Genomic DNA, 19105 nt, shown 5'->3' with positions numbered 1-19105 from the left:
GCTAGATAGGAGATTTTGGAATGTCGTATATATCATTAAGCGGTTTATCCGCAGCTCAGTTAGATCTGAACACCACCAGTAACAACATTGCTAACGCGAATACCTTTGGTTTTAAAGAGTCGCGTGCTGAGTTTGGTGATGTTTACTCAACCTCATTGTTTACCAACTCCAAAACGACTCCTGGTCAAGGTGTTCAGGCGAACAAAGTGGCACAACAATTCCACGAAGGTTCCAGTATTTATACTAATAACCCGATGGACTTGCGCGTTGCGGGAACGGGGTTCTTTGCGGTTGCGAAAGATAAGCTGACGCCTCAACAAAATGAGTTGACCAGAAATGGTGCTTTCCACCTCGATAAAAATGATTACATGGTAACGTCAAATGACGAGTTTTTGCTTGGCTATGATGTTAACCCTGATACTGGTGATGTTCTTTCGTATGAGCCAAAACCTATCAATATTCCTGCTCAGTTTGGTAAACCTAAACAGACAGCCAATGTTGAACTTGGCGCGAACTTGCCAGCTAATGGTAAGTTAAAAGACCCAACCTTATTTGATATTACTGATCCTGAGACGTACAACCGTACCACCTCATCTACGATCTACGATTCGATGGGTCAGCCTTATAAGTTGACATCCTATTACCTCAAAGATCAGACGCAAGCTAACACATGGCAAACCTATTACACCGTGACGGATAAAACTGGTGAGAAACCAATCAATGTAGTTGGTGGTGATGCTACTACGCCGACGGGTCATATTGGGCATACCATGAAGTTTAATAATGATGGTACGCTAGCCAGCATGAATAATGGTCAGCAAATTGTAACCGAGCCTTTAGGTTTGGGGGCAAACCCAGTTGAACTCAACGGTGCGGATGCTAACCAAACATTGTCGTTCAGTCTCGATTCGGCTACGCAATTTGCCGCTCCATTTGAGTTGACTAAATTTGTACAAGATGGCGCAACCACGGGCTTTTTGACGAAGATCGATTTCGATGAAAATGGCAGTGTGCTAGCCACTTACTCAAATGGTCAAAATACCATTCTAGGACGTGTGGGGCTTGTCCGCGTAGCCAATGAACAGGGCTTAGATAAAAAAGGCGGTACGCAGTGGGATTCGACTCAATTCTCAGGTGATAAAATTTGGGGTGAATCAAACAAAGGCTCATTTGGTACCATCAGCAATGGTGTTATTGAACAATCCAACATTGATATGACTCAAGAGCTGGTGGATCTTATCTCTGCTCAGCGTAACTTCCAAGCGAACTCGCGTGCGCTTGAAGTTCACAACCAGCTACAACAAAACATACTACAGATCCGTTAATTCCTTTAACGTCATCAATTGCAATACCAAGTTAGCGGCAATGTTAGCTTGGTATTGTTGCCATCTGTTTGCGGCAATCTTCGTTATATCCTCCCTATTTTTTGTGAAATTACATTTAACCTATTGATTTTTAGTTTAAATATAAGTTGGCACGTCAATTGCTTTTAATGATCGAACGATGATTATTGGAGCAGATTATGGATCGTGCACTGTTTCTCGCCATGAGTGGCGCAAAGCAAAACATGCAAGCCATGCAATTAAGAGCGAACAATTTAGCAAACGTCAGTACCACGGGGTTCCGTGCTGATTTGGCGCAAGCTCGCTCAATGCAAGCTTATGGCGAAGGGTTACCGAGCCGCGTGTTTAGCATGACAGAACGTCCGGGACATAATTTTGCGCAAGGCAGTGTCATTACCACAGGGCGCGATCTCGATATCACCATTCAAGGTGACGGTTGGATTTCCATGATGGATAAAACCGGCAAAGAGGGGTTAACCCGTAGTGGCAACCTAAGCATTGACCAAAATGGCATGCTCATAAATGGTAGCGGCCATCTAGTGCTAGATGGAACGGGCGCGCCAATCACTCTACCTATTCCATTGAGTAAAGTAGAAATCGGTAATGACGGTACTATTTCCGTTCGTCCGCAAGGCGCTCCAGCCGATGCGATGGAAGTGGTAGGCCGAATTAAACTGGTTCGCCCCAATAATCAATCCCTATACAAAGATACGAATGGTTTATTCCGTGCTAAAGATCCTAATGCAGCATTCGAAGCAGATGCTAGCGTAAAGCTATTAAAAGGTGCGCTGGAAGGCAGTAATGTCAATGCGGTGGGTGAGATGACTAGCTTGATTGAGCTACAACGTCAATTTGAAATGCAAGTCAAAATGATGAGCACCGCAGAAGAGATGGACAAATCGTCCGACTCATTACTTCGTATGAGCTGATAAGCGTTAAAGGAGATTACTATGCAACCTGCATTATGGGTAAGTAAAACCGGGCTTGATGCCCAACAAACCAATATTGCCACTATCTCAAACAACCTAGCGAACGCCTCGACTATTGGTTTTAAAAAGGGTCGTGCGGTATTTGAAGATCTGTTTTATCAAAATATTAATCAACCGGGCGGTCAATCTTCGCAAAATACCAAACTGCCAAGCGGTTTGATGCTTGGTGCGGGTTCTAAAGTCGTGGCAACACAAAAAGTGCATACCCACGGCAACGTACAAACCACGACCAATAGCCTCGATATGATGATTGAAGGTGACGGCTTTTTCCAAATCCTGATGCCAGATGGCAATATCGCTTATAGCCGAAATGGTCAATTTACCCTCAACGACGAAGGGGCAATTGTGACGTCCGGTGCTGGATATAATTTAGAGCCGGAAATTGTTATTCCACCTGATGCAATCTCTATTACTGTCGGTAATGATGGTGAAGTGTCCGTTAGGCTTCGTGGTCAGCAAAATAACCAAGTGGTTGGACAAATTACCACGGTTGATTTTATCAACCCAGGCGGTCTAGAGCCGATTGGTCAAAACTTATATCTACCGACCGGTGCTAGTGGTGATCCACAAGAAGGGGTGCCAGGGCTTGACGGCCTCGGTGATGTTCGTCAATCCATGCTTGAAACCTCTAACGTGAACGTCACAGAAGAGTTGGTCAACATGATTGAAGCGCAACGCGTTTACGAAATGAACTCAAAAGTCATCTCAGCAGTCGATAAGATGATGAGTTTTGTGAACCAACAACTCTAATCATTAACTAAGAGAATGCTGCGATGAAACGTCTATTGAGTCTTGTATTTGTTACTGCTTTGTCTGGTTGCTCGTTAATGCCGCCACCGGTCGATACTCCTGAAGTGGTTCAAGGTACAACCGTGGTGGACGCGGTTGAAGGGGATAAGTCTGCAGAAGAAGGTTCTGGTTTACTGGACTCAATGCGTAAGCGTTCCGATCCCGTAGCCGGTGATCCTGCTTGGGCTCCCATTCATCCAAAACAGAAACCGGAACATTATGCCGCGGAAACTGGTTCACTGTTTAATTTGGCACAAATGAACAGTCTTTATGATGATTCAAAACCGCGTGGCATTGGCGATATTATTACCGTCAATCTTGATGAAAGTACTAAAGCGGCCAAGAGTGCTGATGCGGATCTATCCAAATCCAATGATGCGTCTATGGATCCACTCGCTGTCGGCGGTAAAGATCTCACTGTGGGTGATTACAATTTCTCTTATGCGTTGAAAAATGACAACAAGTTCAATGGCAGTTCTGCAGCCAACCAAAGTAACAGTATTTCTGGTTCGATCACGGTTGAAGTGATTGAAGTACTCGCCAACGGCAACTTAGTCATCCGTGGTGAAAAATGGCTCACACTGAACACTGGCGATGAATACATTCGCTTAAGCGGTACCATTCGTCCCGATGATATCGACTTTGACAACACCATTGCTTCTACTCGTATTTCTAATGCACGCATCCAATATTCAGGCACAGGCACCAATCAAGATATGCAAGAACCTGGATTCTTGGCACGATTCTTTAATGTCTCTCTGTAACGCCGGAGTTCTGGCGTAAAGAAACGTAGAAATTAAGGTACTAGACCATGAAAAAATTCACCCTGCTTGTTTTAAGTCTGTTGCTCATCGCAACCCACGCGCAAGCGGCCCGCATTAAAGATATCTCTCAAGTTGCGGGCGTGCGGAGTAACCAATTAGTGGGTTATGGTCTAGTCACTGGGCTACCGGGAACGGGTGAATCGACACCGTTCACCGACCAAAGTTTTAACGCCATGTTGCAAAATTTCGGCATTCAATTGCCGCCGGGCACTAAACCGAAAACAAAGAACGTTGCCGCCGTGATTGTCACGGCCGAATTGCCGGCGTTTTCCAAGCAAGGTCAAAATGTCGATGTCACCGTTTCTTCGATCGGCTCTGCTAAAAGTTTACGTGGCGGCACTCTAATGCAAACCTTCCTTAAGGGGTTGGATGGTCAAATTTACGCCGTGGCCCAAGGTAATTTAGTGGTCAGTGGTTTTAGTGCCACCGGTGCTGATGGTTCTAAAATTGTCGGCAATAACCCAACGGTTGGTCTGATTTCAGGCGGTGCTATGGTGGAACGCGAAGTACCAACACCTTTTAGCCGTGGCGATTTTATTACCTTCAATTTGCTTGAATCTGACTTCACCACGGCGCAACGTATGGCAGATGCAGTGAATAACTTCTTAGGCCCAGAGATGGCGACCGCGGTTGATGCAACGTCAGTACGTATCCGTGCACCGCGAGATGTAGGGCAGCGCGTCGCGTTTCTTTCTGCAATCGAAAATGTTGAGTTTGATCCAGCGGATGGCTCAGCCAAAATTATCGTTAATTCTCGAACTGGTACCATTGTTGTCGGCCAGCATGTGCGCTTAAAACCTGCTGCGGTGACACACGGTGGTATGACTGTTGCTATTAAAGAGAATTTGAATGTCAGTCAGCCCAATGCGTTAGCGGGTGGTCAGACAGCTGTGGTGCCTAATAGCCAAATAGAAGTGTCTGAAGCACAAGGTAAAATGTTTAAATTTGAACCGGGTTTGACCTTGGATGATTTAGTGCGCGCGGTCAACGAAGTGGGAGCAGCCCCTTCAGATTTGATGGCGATTCTGCAAGCATTGAAACAAGCAGGCGCGATTGAAGGCCAACTGATCATTATCTAGGAGAGGAAGATGATTAATAATCCCAATGATATTGGCTTTATTCATGATATTGCTAGCTTAGATAAGCTACGTCAGCAAGCGAAAACCGGCGATAAAGAAGGCGAGTCAGCGGCGCTCAAGGCCGCAGCCAAACAGTTTGAAGCGATTTTTACCTCAATGTTGTTCAAATCGATGCGCGACGCCAATGCCGATTTTAAATCTGAGATGTTCAACAGCCAAAACGAAGATTTCTATCGACAAATGCTTGATGAACAAATGTCGAGCGAGCTCAGTGCCTCCGGTTCTTTAGGGCTTGCCGATATGATTGTGGCGCAGCTCAGTCAGGCTAACGGCACCTCGAAAAACGATCCAGCAATAACCGACCCGACGCAAGATGGTTTCCAAGAAGCCATGCGCCGTATAGAACGCAGTAACAACCGCCGCCTCTCAACGCAAGAGACGATCGAACCTAGCAAGGTCGAATCGAGTCGATTTGATTCGCCGCAAGCGTTTGTGGCTTCAATGAAACCTTATGCTGAAAAAGCAGCGCGGGCATTAGGTGTTGACTCTTCACTGCTACTTGCTCAAGCGGCATTAGAAACCGGATGGGGACAAAAAGTTGTTCAAAATGCTCGTGGTAGCAGTAATAACTTATTCAACATCAAAGCGGATAAAAGTTGGTTAGGTGAGAAAGTGGCGACGCAAACTCTTGAATATCATGATAATACACCCGTGATGGAAAAAGCGGCGTTCCGCTCTTATGGAAATTATCAAGACAGTTTTAATGACTATGTTCGTTTTCTCAATGACAATCCGCGCTACACCGTGGCGCTGAACCATAATGGCAGCGATGAGTCTTTCATTCGTGGCCTGCACGCTGCTGGTTACGCGACGGACCCGTACTATGCTGAAAAAGTGCTGAGAGTAAAATCTCAAATTGAAGCAATGGAATAACCCCTCTAAAGCCAGCCTTGCTGGCTTTTATCTTTCCTTTATTTTGTCTAATCTCCTCTTTGAAACTCCTTTGGCATACATATTGCAATTACTAACTTAGATATTCAGTAACCACTGATTTGATTAGGTTTTCGGGGGCAGTATGGCGTCGGATCTTCTGAATCTAGGTACCCAAAGTGTACTTACCGCTCAGAGACAACTCAGCACCACAGGTCATAACATTTCTAATGTTAATACAGAAGGTTACAGCCGTCAGTCTGTGATCCAAGGGACCAATACGCCTCGCCAATACGGTGGTGAAACCTACGGTATGGGCGTACATGTGGAAAAAGTTCGCCGCTCATGGGATCAATTTGCCGTTAATGAATTAAACCTATCTACCACCAGCTTTTCCTTTAAGCGTGACGACGAAGAAAATTTAGACATGCTCTCAAAGTTATTGTCGTCAGTGGCCTCGAAAAAAATCCCTGAAAACTTAAACGAATGGTTTGATGCGATCAAAACCCTCGCCGACAGCCCGAATGATGTAGGTGCGCGTAAAGTTGTACTTGAGAAAGCGGATCTGATCACTCAAAACATGAATGATTTTCACGAGAACATTCGCCGCCAATCTGATGCGACCAACAAAGGGCTAGATGTTGCCGTTGAGCGTATTAACCAATTGGCGCTTGAGCTGCGAGATTTACAACGCTTAATGATGCGTACTCCTGGTCCTCACAATGACTTAATGGACCAGCATGAAAAATTGGTGGCTGAGTTGTCTGAATACACCAAGGTCACCGTGACGCCACGTAAAAATGCTGAAGGGTTTAACATCCATATCGGGAGCGGGCACACGCTCGTCTCAGGTACAGAAGCCAGCCAAATGAAGATGGTTGATGGTTATCCTGATGTGAGTCAGCGCCGCTTGGCCATGATTGAAGGCAAAGGGATCAAGACCATTACCACTGAGGATATTGGTGGTAAGTTAAGTGCGCTGTTTACGATGCGAGATAAGCACATTCCTTACCTAATGGATGAACTTGGCCGCATGGCAACATCTTTCTCTTATGAAGTTAACAAGTTGCAATCACAAGGCTTGGACTTACGTGGCAATGTGGGAAGAGCGTTGTTTACGGATGTGAACTCTGAAGTCAATGCCCGCTCGCGAGCGATCATCGCTGGCAATTCAAAAGCCGATATGGCGGTCTATATCGAAGATACTTCAGCGTTGAAAAGTGGTGAATACTCCCTACAGTACAACGGCAGCAATTATACCGTATTAAAGCCAACGGGCGAGCGGGTTAACGTTCCGGTCGTTGGCAGCAGTTTATTTTTAGATGGAATGCGAGTTGAGATTCGCAACGCCCCTCAAGCCGGGGAGCGCATATTGCTGCGTCCAACGCGTAATGGTGCCGCTATTATGAAAATGGCGACCAACGATCCGACAGCCATTGCCGCACAAAGTTATGAAGCCTCCACTACTTTTGCCCAAGGGCAGGCAAAATTTAATATTTTATCGGCAGGTGGGCTGCGTGAATTTGAAGTGGTGATCTCACCAACGGGCGATCAATTTGCGGTCACGGATACCAAAGGCAACGTGCTGCTAGAACCACAGGCCTACCCACCATCGAATTCGATTACTGTGCTTGGTACAACGTTCGAGTTGACAGCAGGTGCGCTACCTAATGATAAATTTACGGCAAACCTTGTCCCCTCAGAAGGTGACAACGGCAATTTGCGTAAGATGCAGCACATTCAAACAGAGAAAAAACTCAATGGCGGTGAAACGACCGTGCTCGGGGTTTATCACGATCTCAATACTGATTTTGGTTTGCAGCTGGCCACCGCGTCACGCTTAAGTGACGTGGCCAGGCTTGAAAAAGAGTCAGCGCAGGAGCGCATTGCGTCCATTTCCGGAGTCAACCTTGATGAGGAAGCCGCGAACATGATGAAGTTCCAACAAGCTTATATGGCTTCCTCACGCATCATGCAGGTGGCTAATGATACTTTCAACACGATTTTGCAGCTGAGATAGGAGGCGATAAATGTTAACCAGAATATCGAGCTTCCATAACTATCAATCGGTGCAAAACGATATGCGCCGTCAAGAATCAAAGATCCATCATAACCAAGCGCAGCTAGCGTCAGGTAAAAAGTTGCTTTCGGCCAGCGATAGTCCATTAGCCACTCATTACATCCAAAAAGTAGGGCAGCAAGAAGAGCAATTACGCCAATATCTTGATGCAATAGTGCTGGTTCGAAACCGCTTAGAACATCAAGAAGTAATCATTGCCAATGCGGAAAGCTCGACCGATGAGGCAAAGCGTACTGTCATGGAAATGATTAACGGCTCATTCTCTCCAGAAGATAGAGAAGCGAAAGCGCGTGAGCTGCAAGAGATGTTCAACAACTTAATTGAACTAGCAAATACGCAAGATGAGTCCGGTAACTACATGTTTGCCGGAACCAAGCCGAAGAATCAGCCATTTTTTAGAGATAATGCCAGTAACGTGACTTATTCCGGCGATGATTATCAGCGCAAAATGCGTATCTCCAACAGCTTAGAGATCCCGTTCAATAATCCGGGCAATAAAGTGTTTATGGAGATTGATAACCCGTTTGGTAACTACGAACCAAACTATCAATTAAACGAAGGTTCAGAGTTACTGCTCGAGCGTGCAACCAATTTAGACTCGAATGATACATCACGCTATACCGTGACGTTTGTTGATATGGCTAACGGCAAATATGGTTACCAATTAGAGAAAGATGGCAGCGTGGTACAGGCCGATGAGTTTGATCCACAAAAAGGCATTCGATATCAAGATCTGACGGTGCACGTAAAAGGGCAAATCTCGAAAGGTGATGTGTTAAGCCTAGAGCCGCGTTCAACCTTTACCTTATTTGATAGCTATAAAGACGCGATTGAGCTCTCGCAAGGCTCCGTATCGGATGCGTCGACGACAGCGAAACTGCATCAAATTACGGAAGAGTTTCATGCCGCCTTTATTCATCTCAATAAAGTGCGTACTGATGTCGGTGCACGCTTGAGCACTTTAGATATTCAACAAGAACAGCATGAAGATTTCAAAATCAGTTTAGCGAAATCAAAAAGTAACTTTGAAGATCTCGATTACGCAGAAGCGGTGATTGAATTTAATGAGAATTCACGTGCGTTGCAGGCTTCACAACTGGCTTTTGGTAAAACGAAAGATTTGACCCTTTTCAACTATATCTAATCTTCAATGCCTTATGTGCTAAGCCATATGCGCGAAGAGTGGAATGTGTTGAAAAATTGGCCTGGAAATTGCTCATCTATTATCGAGAGATAAAGAGGCAATAGAGCGGCAAACGAAAGTGGCAACTCTGTTGCTAACGAGAAAAAACTGGATGCTCACTCACAAAGATAGAATGAATGAATTTCTTCTAAGTGATTAAAAAACAAAGAATATTAATTTTAATATCAGATGTTTTAAAAGTTGGCATACTAATTGAATTGTCTATATCAGAGTTGATACAACAAGTTTTTAAATCGGCAAATAGCGGATTTAGCAAGTTCACGGTCAGTGCTTCCAAATGAGAGTAAAGCTGGCCGCTTCGCAAAAAGCTTGCGAACTCACTAGGAGAGCAAACTATGACCATTACAGTAAATACTAACGTCTCAGCAATGACTGCTCAGCGTTACCTTAATAAAGCGACGGGTGAATTAAATACCTCGATGGAACGGTTATCATCAGGTAATAAAATCAACAGCGCTAAAGATGATGCGGCAGGCTTACAAATTTCAAACCGCTTAACCGCTCAGTCTCGTGGCCTAGATGTGGCAATGCGTAATGCCAACGACGGTATTTCGATTGCTCAGACCGCGGAAGGGGCAATGAATGAGTCGACCAGTATCTTGCAACGTATGCGTGATCTTGCTCTTCAATCAGCAAACGGCACCAACTCGGCGTCAGAGCGACAAGCTTTGGATGAAGAGTCGACCGCATTGCAAGATGAGTTAAACCGTATTGCAGAAACGACCTCATTCGGTGGACGTAAACTGCTCAACGGTTCGTTTGGTGAAGCATCATTCCAGATTGGTGCGAGCTCAGGTGAGGCGATCATTATGGGGCTTACCAGCATACGTGCTGATGACTTCCGTATGGGCGGCCAATCGTTCCTTGCAGAGCAAGGAAAGGACAAGGATTGGGGAGTGCCAGCGGGCGCACGTGATTTGAAATTTGAATTCACCACCCAGGCAGGTGAGCTTGTTACTCTCGATGTGTTAGCCAAAGATGGCGATGATATTGAAGAGCTAGCGACTTACATTAATGGTCAAACCGACAAGCTTAAAGCATCGGTGGATCAAGACGGTAAACTGCAAATTTTTGCCGCAGAACCGAATTTACAAGGTGACCTTGCCATCTCTGGTGGTTTGGCAACCGAACTTGGCCTAAACGGCGGACCGGGCGTTAAGACGACGGTTCAAGATATTGATATCACCTCAGTTGGTGGTTCTCAAAATGCAGTGGGCGTTCTGGATGCTGCGTTGAGATATGTGGATTCACAACGGGCAGAGCTCGGTGCGAAGCAAAACCGTTTAAGCCATAGCATCAACAACTTGGCCAATATCCAAGAGAATGTTGAAGCATCCAACAGTCGAATTAAAGATACAGATTTTGCGAAAGAAACCACGCAAATGACGAAAGCACAGATTCTGCAACAAGCGGGTACCTCGATTCTCGCTCAAGCAAAACAGTTGCCAAATTCTGCAATGTCACTATTGCAGTAATGTTAGGACCCTTCATCCAACAGCTCAGACGTGGGTTAGGTGAAGGAATCCTTGGCAAAGTATGATTATGGCCGAATATAAAGCTCTCTCAAGATGTACCCTGCTTTATAGTCATAGATAATCATGCGCCCCGGTCAGTCGGTAATGTGTTCATTTCTCTGATCTCCACATTGGCTCTGGCTACCAACTAGCCCCGGTTCTCTCAAAGGAAAAGGGGCTTTTCTTTATCTATAACTTCTTGCTCTCATCAATGCTCCTCAATCGCCCGTGAAGCCGACCAATCACGTCAAATCTTTAATGCTATTTTTGTATTTCAGCCAGTTTTGCAGCGTTTATCCCACTTTTAATCGATATTGGTTATTTTTTACGAAATCGTCGTTTTCCCGTTAAAGGATTCCTAACCGCAGTCGCTAATAATAGTACTTTGAGAGAACTACTTGGTTTTCCGAGACGTCGGAAACCGTTTGTCTATGACGCTAAGTCGGAAAATCAATAGGAGAACCACTATGGCGGTTAATGTAAACACTAACGTTTCAGCTATGACAGCACAACGCTACCTAAACAGTGCTAGCAATGCGCAACAGTTATCAATGGAACGTTTATCATCAGGCTTCAAAATTAATAACGCAAAAGATGACGCAGCAGGTTTGCAAATCTCTAACCGTTTGAATGTTCAAAGCAGAGGCTTAGATGTTGCCGTGCGCAACGCAAATGATGGAATTTCAATTGCGCAGACAGCTGAAGGTGCAATGAACGAAACTACCAACATTTTGCAACGTATGCGTGACTTATCTCTACAATCGTCAAATGGTTCGAACTCGAAAGCCGACCGCGTAGCGATTCAAGAAGAGATCACCGCGCTGAATGACGAACTCAACCGTATTGCTGAAACTACATCGTTTGGTGGCAATAAGTTGCTCAATGGTACTTTTGAGACGAAATCATTCCAAATCGGTGCGGATAACGGTGAAGCGGTCATGCTAAGCCTAAATAATATGCGCAGCGACAACGCAATGATGGGCGGTAAGAGTTACCAAGCGGCAAATGGACAAGATAAAGATTGGACCGTTAAAGCGGGTGCTAATGACCTTACCATTACGTTGACTGACAAACGTACTGGCGAGCAAACCATCAACCTAAGTGCAAAAGAGGGCGATGACATCGAAGAGTTGGCCACTTACATCAATGGCCAAACCGACATGTTAAAAGCTTCTGTTGACGATGAAGGCAAATTGCAAATCTTTACTGATAGCAACCGTATTGATGGCGTAGCAACCTTTGGTGGCAGCTTAGCGGGTGAACTGAGTTTCCAAGCGGCAAAAGATGTGACAGTCGATACCATTGATGTCACCTCTGTGGGTGGTTCGCAAGAATCAGTTGCCATTGTTGATGCGGCACTGCAATTTGTAGACAGCCATCGTGCTCAACTGGGTGCATTCCAAAACCGTTTCAACCATGCGATTAACAACTTAGATAACATCAACGAAAACGTAAATGCTTCTAAGAGCCGAATCAAAGACACTGATTTTGCGAAAGAAACCACTGCCTTGACTAAATCGCAGATCCTTTCTCAAGCATCAAGCTCAGTGTTGGCACAAGCTAAACAAGCGCCTAATGCTGCTCTTGGTTTACTTGGTTAAGTCGTTAACTTTTAAATTAAAAATCCAGCTTCGGCTGGATTTTTTTATGCCTCACTTTTCACGTGATCAAAGAATGGATCGGAAAAATGAATCAACGGTTAAAACGGGAGGAAAGGATATATTGTTATGAGGCTAATAAAACAAAACCCAGCCTAAGCTGGGTTTTAATTGATGGTGCGGAAGGAGAGACTTGAACTCTCACACCTTGCGGCGCCAGAACCTAAATCTGGTGCGTCTACCAATTTCGCCACTTCCGCAACTTGTACTGTAGATAGATTGAACATTGGTTATTCAAACTATCGTTGTAAATGGTGGCTACGACGGGATTCGAACCTGTGACCCCATCATTATGAGTGATGTGCTCTAACCAACTGAGCTACGTAGCCATTTGACAATCTTAAATCATGGTGCGGAAAGAGAGACTTGAACTCTCACACCTTGCGGCGCCAGAACCTAAATCTGGTGCGTCTACCAATTTCGCCATTTCCGCAGCGTATTCTTTAAATAAACCGAATGTCATTGATTCAGCTTATCTTTTTACGGTCAGCTTATCGCTAACCCTATAAATAATGGCAGGGCTACCTGGATTCGAACCAGGGGATGGCGGCATCAAAAGCCGCTGCCTTACCGCTTGGCGATAGCCCTACAAGATGATTGCTCATCTAAATAATGGTGCGGAAGGAGAGACTTGAACTCTCACACCTTACGGCGCCAGAACCTAAATCTGGTGCGTCTACCAATTTCGCCACTTCCGCAACTTATGCTGTAGATAAAATGAGGATTGGTTACTCAATTTATCGTTGTTATGGGTAGCTTATCGCTAGCCATATGAAATATGGCAGGGCTACCTGGATTCGAACCAGGGAATGGCGGCATCAAAAGCCGCTGCCTTACCGCTTGGCGATAGCCCTACAAGATGATTGCTCATCTAAATAATGGTGCGGAAGGAGAGACTTGAACTCTCACACCTTACGGCGCCAGAACCTAAATCTGGTGCGTCTACCAATTTCGCCACTTCCGCAATTTAATCTTTCGATTCAACGAATCTTTTTCACAATAAGCGCTTGGCTTATCGTGTCAATAATGGCAGGGCTACCTGGATTCGAACCAGGGAATGGCGGCATCAAAAGCCGCTGCCTTACCGCTTGGCGATAGCCCTACAGGATGATTGCTCATCTAAATATGGTGCGGAAAGAGAGACTTGAACTCTCACACCTTGCGGCGCCAGAACCTAAATCTGGTGCGTCTACCAATTTCGCCATTTCCGCAAATTTTTAGTTATCGAGATGGTGCGGAAGGAGAGACTTGAACTCTCACACCTTACGGCGCCAGAACCTAAATCTGGTGCGTCTACCAATTTCGCCACTTCCGCAGCTCGATATCTATGTGTTGCCGACTTTCGCTAACAACTAAATTATGGTGGCTACGACGGGATTTGAACCTGTGACCCCATCATTATGAGTGATGTGCTCTAACCAGCTGAGCTACGTAGCCATCTTTTTGAGCGAGACAATATAATACAATCCACACTCATGTGCCAATGGTTTTTTAAACACTGACCCATTTGAATAATGGCAGGGCTACCTGGATTCGAACCAGGGGATGGCGGCATCAAAAGCCGCTGCCTTACCGCTTGGCGATAGCCCTACAAGATGATTGCTCATCTAAATAATGGTGCGGAAGGAGAGACTTGAACTCTCACACCTTGCGGCGCCAGAACCTAAATCTGGTGCGTCTACCAATTTCGCCACTTCCGCAACTTAACCTGTAGATTCAGTGAATATTGGTATTCATTGAATCGTTGTTATGACCAGTTTATTCGCTAGTCATCTCAATATTGGCAGGGCTACCTGGATTCGAACCAGGGGATGGCGGCATCAAAAGCCGCTGCCTTACCGCTTGGCGATAGCCCTACAAGATGATTGCTCATCTAAATAATGGTGCGGAAAGAGAGACTTGAACTCTCACACCTTGCGGCGCCAGAACCTAAATCTGGTGCGTCTACCAATTTCGCCATTTCCGCAACTTTCCTAAATATTTTTATAAGAAAAACACTTAGGAAATGGTGGCTACGACGGGATTCGAACCTGTGACCCCATCATTATGAGTGATGTGCTCTAACCAACTGAGCTACGTAGCCATTTTTATTCTCTCTTTAAGTTTGCCTTAATGTCGAGAACGGAGCGCATTATGCGGATATGGCTCTAGAGCGTCAATAGTTTTTTTGAATAAATTCTTTGAAACCAACCGTTCGAACTTTTTTTGAACAAAGAGACGTGTTTGTGATCAAAAACGGTTAATAAATCATTAAGCTTATTGATTTTTCCTTGCTTGTCGCTAAGGTTGATTTTGAGAAAAAAACAAAAAAGCCAACAGAATCTGTCGGCTTTAATGGTGTATTAATGGCTGATTAACGAGTTATTTACACGTTGAAGCGGAAGTGGATAACATCGCCATCTTTTACGATGTATTCTTTACCTTCCAAGCGCCATTTGCCCGCTTCTTTGGCTCCATTTTCGCCGCGATATTGAATGAAATCATCATAACCCACAACTTCAGCGCGAATGAAACCACGTTCAAAGTCGGTATGGATTTTACCCGCCGCTTGCGGAGCCGTCGCACCGACCGGAATCGTCCATGCACGCACTTCTTTTACGCCTGCAGTGAAGTAGGTTTGTAGTGTTAGTAGTTCGTAACCGGTACGAATCACGCGGTTTAGACCGGGTTCTTCAATGCCTAAATCGGCTAAAAACTCGGCGCGATCTTCTTCTTCAAGTTCAGATAGTTCAGCTTCAATGGCTGCGCAAACAGCAACCACAGAATTGTTCTCTTTTTCTGCAAACTCTCTGACAGCATCAAGGTACGGGTTATTTTCAAAGCCATCTTCGCTCACGTTGGCGATATACATGGTTGGTTTCAACGTTAAGAAGTTGAGATAATCTACGGCGGCTAGCTCTTCTTTTGAGAGTTCAACCGTGCGAGCCATACCACCTTCCGTTAATACAGGGAGTAGCTTCTCTAATACGGTGATTTCAAATTTAGCGTCTTTATCGCCACCTTTGGCACGTTTTGCTTGACGTTGAATGGCGCGTTCACAGCTATCAAGGTCGGCAAGGGCAAGCTCTAGATTGATTACTTCAATATCTTCAATTGGCGATACTTTGCCTGCTACGTGAACGATATTTTCGTTCTCGAAGCAGCGAACAACGTGACCAATCGCATCTGTTTCACGGATATTTGCAAGGAATTTGTTGCCTAAACCTTCACCTTTTGACGCGCCAGCCACTAGGCCTGCGATATCGACAAATTCCATTGTCGTCGGAAGGATACGTTGAGGGTTTACAATTTCTGCTAACGCATCGAGACGAAGGTCTGGAACAGGAACCACACCCGTGTTTGGTTCGATAGTGCAAAACGGGAAGTTTGCTGCTTCGATGCCCGCTTTAGTTAGTGCATTAAATAATGTCGATTTACCCACATTTGGTAAACCCACGATGCCACATTTAAAACCCATGACTGTAACCTTATTCAGCTTTGAACGTATGTAAGCGATTTTGTGCTTTAGTTAGACCATCTTTTAGTAAAATGTCGAAGCAACGAACCGATTCGTCAACTGCGGCATCTAGGCACTCTTGCTCTTTGGCGGGTGCTTTACCTAAAACATAGCCTGCTACTTTATCTTTGTGCCCCGGATGGCCGATACCAATCCGTAGGCGGTAGAATTCTTTGTTATTGCCGAGTTTGCTGATGGTGTCTTTAAGGCCATTATGCCCGCCATGACCACCGCCTATTTTGAACTTAGCTACCCCGGGAGGTAAGTCTAGTTCATCATGTGCCACCATGATCTCTTCTGGTTTTATCTGGTAAAACTTGGCGATGGCCGCCACGGCTTTACCGGATAAATTCATAAAAGTTGTTGGGATCAATAAACGCAGATCTTCACCATTAACCACGATACGTCCGGTGAAACCGAAGAATTTGGCTTCGTTTTTCAAGGTGACGTTATGAACTCGGGCTAATTCTTCTACTACCCAAGCGCCAGCATTGTGCCTCGTTTTGGCGTATTCAGGGCCAGGATTCGCTAGCCCGACAAGAAGTTTGATTGGTTGGCTCAAGGTTAGGATCTCTTTGCAATATCAAAAGCGCGGTATGATAGCACACAAAAGGGAAAGGGTGCGAGGCGCTAAAATAACAAAGGAAAAAGCACCTCATTTTTCAATGAAGTGCTTTAAAAGCATTTAAAAATCAGTAAATAAACTGAGTTTTAATTAAACATGGCAGAAATAGACTCTTCGTTGCTAATGCGACGAATCGCTTCAGCAAGCATGCTAGACAAGGTTAACTGTGTCACTTTACCGGTTGCCGCCATCTCCTTAGATAGGGTGATCGAGTCTGTGACGATAACTTGGTCTAGTACTGAGTTTTTGATATTTTTCGCTGCGTTACCTGAGAATACCGCGTGCGTTGCGTAAGCAAACACACGTTTTGCACCACGTTCTTTCAATGCTTCAGCGGCTTTACACAAAGTGCCGCCAGTGTCGATCATGTCATCCACGATCACACAATCGCGCCCATCAACATCGCCAATCAGGTTCATAACTTCAGACACGTTGGCGCGTGGACGACGTTTATCAACGATTGCGATGTCGATATCACCTAATGCTTTTGCAGTCGCACGAGCACGAACCACGCCACCAAGGTCAGGTGAAACCACAACAGGATCTTCTAACCCACGCGCTTTCATATCTTCAAGCAACACTGGCGTACCAAAGATGTTATCTACTGGGACGTCAAAGAAGCCTTGGATTTGTTCTGCGTGAAGGTCGATGGTCAAAACGCGGTCAACACCAACGTTTGAAAGGAAATCTGCAACAACTTTTGCAGTAATCGGTACACGAGCAGAGCGCACTCGGCGGTCTTGACGGGCATAACCAAAATATGGGATGACAGCAGTAATACGGCCTGCTGAAGCACGGCGCATTGCATCAATCATCACTACTAATTCCATTAAGTTGTCATTAGTAGGAGCACAAGTAGATTGAATAATAAATACATCGCTACCACGAACATTTTCGTTGATTTGCACTGCAACTTCACCGTCGGAGAAACGAGAAACAGTAGCATCACCAAGAGAGATGTATAGACGTTCAGCAATACGTTGGGCTAGTTCAGGTGTGGCGTTACCAGCAAATAGCTTCATATCAGGCACGGTGGAAACCTCAGGGTTGCGTCCAGTTTTTAAATAGGTCGGGTGTTGGCGAATTGGTATTCAGCCAGAGTCTTTTTCAGTGGCGAAATGTTACACCCTAAGGCGACAAACGCGAAGACTGTGTCAGGGAGCTTGGCAAGGACAGCTTCCGCTTCTACTTTGCTAGAAAATTCGGCAAAAACGCAAGATCCCGTCCCAGTCAATCTTGACGGCGCGTATTGTAGCAGCCATGAAAGTTGCTTATCAACCTCTGGGTACAGCATTCGGACAATTTTTTCGCAATCGTTTTCGTAAGGGTGTTCGAGAAGCGTTGCTAGCGCTCGTTTTGGCGTGTTCCTTATCAATTGGGGATGAGTGAAAATATCTTTCGTTGCAATGCTCACATTAGGCCGAACCACCAAATACCATTTTTGCTTTGGTTCGGTTTGGGTCAGTTTTTCACCTACGCCTTCAGCAAATGCGGCAAAGCCATGGACAAAAACGGGAACATCCGCCCCGAGTGTTAAACCGAGCGTAGCGAGTTCTTGCTGTGATAGATTGGTTTGCCATAAGTAGTTCAGTGCAACAAGCACGGTTGCAGCATTGGAAGAGCCGCCACCGATGCCACCGCCCATTGGCAAAACTTTATTTAATTCAATGCTCGCGCCATAGCGGCATCCACTTGCCTTTTGTAAGGCGATGGCCGCTTTCCAAATCAAGTTGTCTTGTAGCGCAACGCCAGTAATGTCTGGTGTGAGAGTTATTTCGCCAGACTGATTGGCGGTAATGGTTAACTCATCACCAAAATCGAGAAATTGAAACAGTGTCTGTAATTCATGATATCCGTCGGTTCTTTTCCCGGTGATGTACAGAAACAGGTTGAGCTTAGCGGGTGATGGCCAGTGGGTTGGGGTGCAAATCATGGCGTTAGGGTCCACTTTGAAATGACGAGGTTTAATGAAACTTGATCTTGAGTCAGCTTCAGTTTGGCCGGAAGTGGCACTGAAGTGGAAGAAGCGGATGTTGAGACGAAGGGATAAGCTTGGTAGTTCAAATATTCCAAGTGCCAGCGGCTAAGCCCTAGCTGTTTATCTAACGATGCCAACAAATTATTTTGATTCAATTGAAAACCATCCGCCTCGGTTGGCAGCCCAAGCAGCCAATCTTGTAGCTGCTCAATGGGGATCGATAACCCAGTTAACTCGTAAACTAAAGCATCCGCATTCTGCGCATCGATGATTTGATCATCATACGTTTTGACCTGGGCGCCCTGAGGCGAGATGGAGAGATTTAAAACGGTCTGCCCTAAAAATGTTGAGAGACGAAGCTGGCTATGGTCGGCGTTTTTTTGCCAATGAAAATTGAGGGATTGGCGCTGTTGTGGTGATATATAGCCGAGTTTTCCGCTGGCTTGGTACTCGCGGATCGTTTGCAATTGCTGTTGGTGTTGCTGCCAGCCGACGCTCTCGACCCTTGTTGAGGGTAAGTTTGTGCAACCAAAGAGTGTTAGCAGAGTGAGGAGAGTTAAAATCAGTCTATTCGCGCGTGTCATATCTGCCCATTA

The 19105-nt window shown here is 45.4% G+C and carries 15 protein-coding genes and 16 tRNA genes; 10 read left to right on the top strand and 21 right to left on the bottom strand.

Annotation, left to right across the window (positions count from 1 at the left end; translation table 11 throughout):
• The first annotated feature begins 20 nt into the window (after positions 1–20).
• The 10 genes from flgE to AACT42_RS08530 all read left to right on the top strand — a co-directional run bounded on the left by flgE (position 21) and on the right by AACT42_RS08530 (position 12353).
• A complete protein-coding gene (flgE, locus tag AACT42_RS08575; RefSeq protein WP_026027395.1) occupies positions 21–1325 on the top strand; it encodes a flagellar hook protein FlgE in 1305 nt (434 codons plus the stop codon).
• A 197-nt stretch (positions 1326–1522) separates the two neighbouring features.
• Positions 1523–2272, top strand: a complete 750-nt coding sequence (gene flgF / locus AACT42_RS08570; protein WP_026027903.1) for a flagellar basal-body rod protein FlgF — start codon at positions 1523–1525, stop codon at positions 2270–2272.
• Positions 2273–2293: 21 nt separating this feature from the next.
• Entirely contained in the window at positions 2294–3082 is a 789-nt protein-coding gene (flgG, locus tag AACT42_RS08565; protein ID WP_010319379.1) for a flagellar basal-body rod protein FlgG, read from the top strand.
• Between the two features lie 23 nt (positions 3083–3105).
• Complete coding sequence (gene flgH / locus AACT42_RS08560) at positions 3106–3885, top strand: flagellar basal body L-ring protein FlgH (protein ID WP_013856255.1); 780 nt, start codon at positions 3106–3108, stop codon at positions 3883–3885.
• A 47-nt stretch (positions 3886–3932) separates the two neighbouring features.
• Positions 3933–5024, top strand: a complete 1092-nt coding sequence (locus AACT42_RS08555; protein ID WP_094132029.1) for a flagellar basal body P-ring protein FlgI — start codon at positions 3933–3935, stop codon at positions 5022–5024.
• 9 nt (positions 5025–5033) lie between these two features.
• Positions 5034–5957 (top strand): flagellar assembly peptidoglycan hydrolase FlgJ, encoded by a 924-nt coding sequence (gene flgJ / locus AACT42_RS08550; protein WP_013856257.1) that lies wholly within the window; start codon positions 5034–5036, stop codon positions 5955–5957.
• A gap of 142 nt (positions 5958–6099) precedes the next feature.
• Positions 6100–7974, top strand: coding sequence for a flagellar hook-associated protein FlgK (gene flgK / locus AACT42_RS08545; protein ID WP_094132028.1), 1875 nt, complete (start codon positions 6100–6102; stop codon positions 7972–7974).
• Positions 7975–7984: 10 nt separating this feature from the next.
• Positions 7985–9178: a flagellar hook-associated protein FlgL gene (flgL, locus tag AACT42_RS08540; protein WP_013856259.1), complete on the top strand. Its 1194-nt coding sequence runs from the start codon at positions 7985–7987 to the stop codon at positions 9176–9178.
• Positions 9179–9573: 395 nt separating this feature from the next.
• Positions 9574–10713: a flagellin gene (locus AACT42_RS08535; RefSeq protein WP_017045944.1), complete on the top strand. Its 1140-nt coding sequence runs from the start codon at positions 9574–9576 to the stop codon at positions 10711–10713.
• Between the two features lie 506 nt (positions 10714–11219).
• Entirely contained in the window at positions 11220–12353 is a 1134-nt protein-coding gene (locus AACT42_RS08530) for a flagellin (protein WP_094123757.1), read from the top strand.
• Positions 12354–12525: 172 nt separating this feature from the next.
• Here AACT42_RS08530 and AACT42_RS08525 read toward each other — a convergent pair.
• The 21 genes from AACT42_RS08525 to lolB all read right to left on the bottom strand — a co-directional run bounded on the left by AACT42_RS08525 (position 12526) and on the right by lolB (position 19093).
• A tRNA-Leu gene (locus AACT42_RS08525) sits at positions 12526–12610 on the bottom strand.
• Between the two features lie 52 nt (positions 12611–12662).
• A tRNA-Met gene (locus tag AACT42_RS08520) sits at positions 12663–12739 on the bottom strand.
• A gap of 19 nt (positions 12740–12758) precedes the next feature.
• A tRNA-Leu gene (locus AACT42_RS08515) sits at positions 12759–12843 on the bottom strand.
• An 80-nt stretch (positions 12844–12923) separates the two neighbouring features.
• Positions 12924–12998 (bottom strand) — tRNA-Gln (locus AACT42_RS08510).
• 25 nt (positions 12999–13023) lie between these two features.
• A tRNA-Leu gene (locus AACT42_RS08505) sits at positions 13024–13108 on the bottom strand.
• Between the two features lie 81 nt (positions 13109–13189).
• Positions 13190–13264, bottom strand: a tRNA-Gln gene (locus tag AACT42_RS08500).
• 25 nt (positions 13265–13289) lie between these two features.
• Positions 13290–13374 (bottom strand) — tRNA-Leu (locus tag AACT42_RS08495).
• 63 nt (positions 13375–13437) lie between these two features.
• Positions 13438–13512, bottom strand: a tRNA-Gln gene (locus tag AACT42_RS08490).
• A 24-nt stretch (positions 13513–13536) separates the two neighbouring features.
• Positions 13537–13621 (bottom strand) — tRNA-Leu (locus tag AACT42_RS08485).
• A 19-nt stretch (positions 13622–13640) separates the two neighbouring features.
• Positions 13641–13725 (bottom strand) — tRNA-Leu (locus AACT42_RS08480).
• A 45-nt stretch (positions 13726–13770) separates the two neighbouring features.
• Positions 13771–13847 (bottom strand) — tRNA-Met (locus AACT42_RS08475).
• Between the two features lie 78 nt (positions 13848–13925).
• Positions 13926–14000, bottom strand: a tRNA-Gln gene (locus AACT42_RS08470).
• Between the two features lie 25 nt (positions 14001–14025).
• A tRNA-Leu gene (locus tag AACT42_RS08465) sits at positions 14026–14110 on the bottom strand.
• A gap of 81 nt (positions 14111–14191) precedes the next feature.
• Positions 14192–14266 (bottom strand) — tRNA-Gln (locus tag AACT42_RS08460).
• A gap of 25 nt (positions 14267–14291) precedes the next feature.
• A tRNA-Leu gene (locus AACT42_RS08455) sits at positions 14292–14376 on the bottom strand.
• Positions 14377–14416: 40 nt separating this feature from the next.
• Positions 14417–14493 (bottom strand) — tRNA-Met (locus tag AACT42_RS08450).
• Between the two features lie 282 nt (positions 14494–14775).
• Positions 14776–15867, bottom strand: coding sequence for a redox-regulated ATPase YchF (gene ychF / locus AACT42_RS08445; protein WP_013857965.1), 1092 nt, complete (start codon positions 15865–15867; stop codon positions 14776–14778).
• A gap of 10 nt (positions 15868–15877) precedes the next feature.
• The gene (gene pth, locus AACT42_RS08440) at positions 15878–16468 is read right to left on the bottom strand and encodes an aminoacyl-tRNA hydrolase (RefSeq protein WP_094132096.1); all 591 of its coding nucleotides are present in this window, start codon (positions 16466–16468) and stop codon (positions 15878–15880) included.
• A gap of 149 nt (positions 16469–16617) precedes the next feature.
• Positions 16618–17562 carry a ribose-phosphate pyrophosphokinase gene (locus tag AACT42_RS08435; RefSeq protein WP_010320509.1) on the bottom strand — a complete coding sequence of 315 codons (945 nt, stop codon included), beginning with the start codon at positions 17560–17562 and terminating at the stop codon, positions 16618–16620.
• A 29-nt stretch (positions 17563–17591) separates the two neighbouring features.
• Positions 17592–18464, bottom strand: coding sequence for a 4-(cytidine 5'-diphospho)-2-C-methyl-D-erythritol kinase (gene ispE, locus AACT42_RS08430; RefSeq protein WP_094132095.1), 873 nt, complete (start codon positions 18462–18464; stop codon positions 17592–17594).
• Positions 18461–19093: a lipoprotein insertase outer membrane protein LolB gene (lolB, locus tag AACT42_RS08425; RefSeq protein ID WP_017045762.1), complete on the bottom strand. Its 633-nt coding sequence runs from the start codon at positions 19091–19093 to the stop codon at positions 18461–18463. Before lolB ends, ispE begins: the two co-directional genes overlap by 4 nt.
• Between the last annotated feature and the right edge of the window lie 12 nt (positions 19094–19105).

It is taken from the genome of Vibrio sp. V15_P4S5T153 (assembly GCF_963874485.1).
Classification (GTDB): domain Bacteria; phylum Pseudomonadota; class Gammaproteobacteria; order Enterobacterales; family Vibrionaceae; genus Vibrio; species Vibrio anguillarum.
Note: the sequence above shows the minus strand (reverse complement) of the source record. Positions and strands in the feature narration are given on the sequence as shown.

What these genes read in the sequence shown, in the direction of transcription:
- flgE (WP_026027395.1), top strand. Translation starts at nt 21, where the DNA reads ATGTCGTATATATCATTAAGCGGTTTATCCGCAGCTCAGTTAGATCTG.
- flgF (WP_026027903.1), top strand. Translation starts at nt 1,523, where the DNA reads ATGGATCGTGCACTGTTTCTCGCCATGAGTGGCGCAAAGCAAAACATG.
- flgG (WP_010319379.1), top strand. Translation starts at nt 2,294, where the DNA reads ATGCAACCTGCATTATGGGTAAGTAAAACCGGGCTTGATGCCCAACAA.
- flgH (WP_013856255.1), top strand. Translation starts at nt 3,106, where the DNA reads ATGAAACGTCTATTGAGTCTTGTATTTGTTACTGCTTTGTCTGGTTGC.
- AACT42_RS08555 (WP_094132029.1), top strand. Translation starts at nt 3,933, where the DNA reads ATGAAAAAATTCACCCTGCTTGTTTTAAGTCTGTTGCTCATCGCAACC.
- flgJ (WP_013856257.1), top strand. Translation starts at nt 5,034, where the DNA reads ATGATTAATAATCCCAATGATATTGGCTTTATTCATGATATTGCTAGC.
- flgK (WP_094132028.1), top strand. Translation starts at nt 6,100, where the DNA reads ATGGCGTCGGATCTTCTGAATCTAGGTACCCAAAGTGTACTTACCGCT.
- flgL (WP_013856259.1), top strand. Translation starts at nt 7,985, where the DNA reads ATGTTAACCAGAATATCGAGCTTCCATAACTATCAATCGGTGCAAAAC.
- AACT42_RS08535 (WP_017045944.1), top strand. Translation starts at nt 9,574, where the DNA reads ATGACCATTACAGTAAATACTAACGTCTCAGCAATGACTGCTCAGCGT.
- AACT42_RS08530 (WP_094123757.1), top strand. Translation starts at nt 11,220, where the DNA reads ATGGCGGTTAATGTAAACACTAACGTTTCAGCTATGACAGCACAACGC.
- ychF (WP_013857965.1), bottom strand. Translation starts at nt 15,867, where the DNA reads ATGGGTTTTAAATGTGGCATCGTGGGTTTACCAAATGTGGGTAAATCG.
- ispE (WP_094132095.1), bottom strand. Translation starts at nt 18,464, where the DNA reads ATGATTTGCACCCCAACCCACTGGCCATCACCCGCTAAGCTCAACCTG.
- lolB (WP_017045762.1), bottom strand. Translation starts at nt 19,093, where the DNA reads ATGACACGCGCGAATAGACTGATTTTAACTCTCCTCACTCTGCTAACA.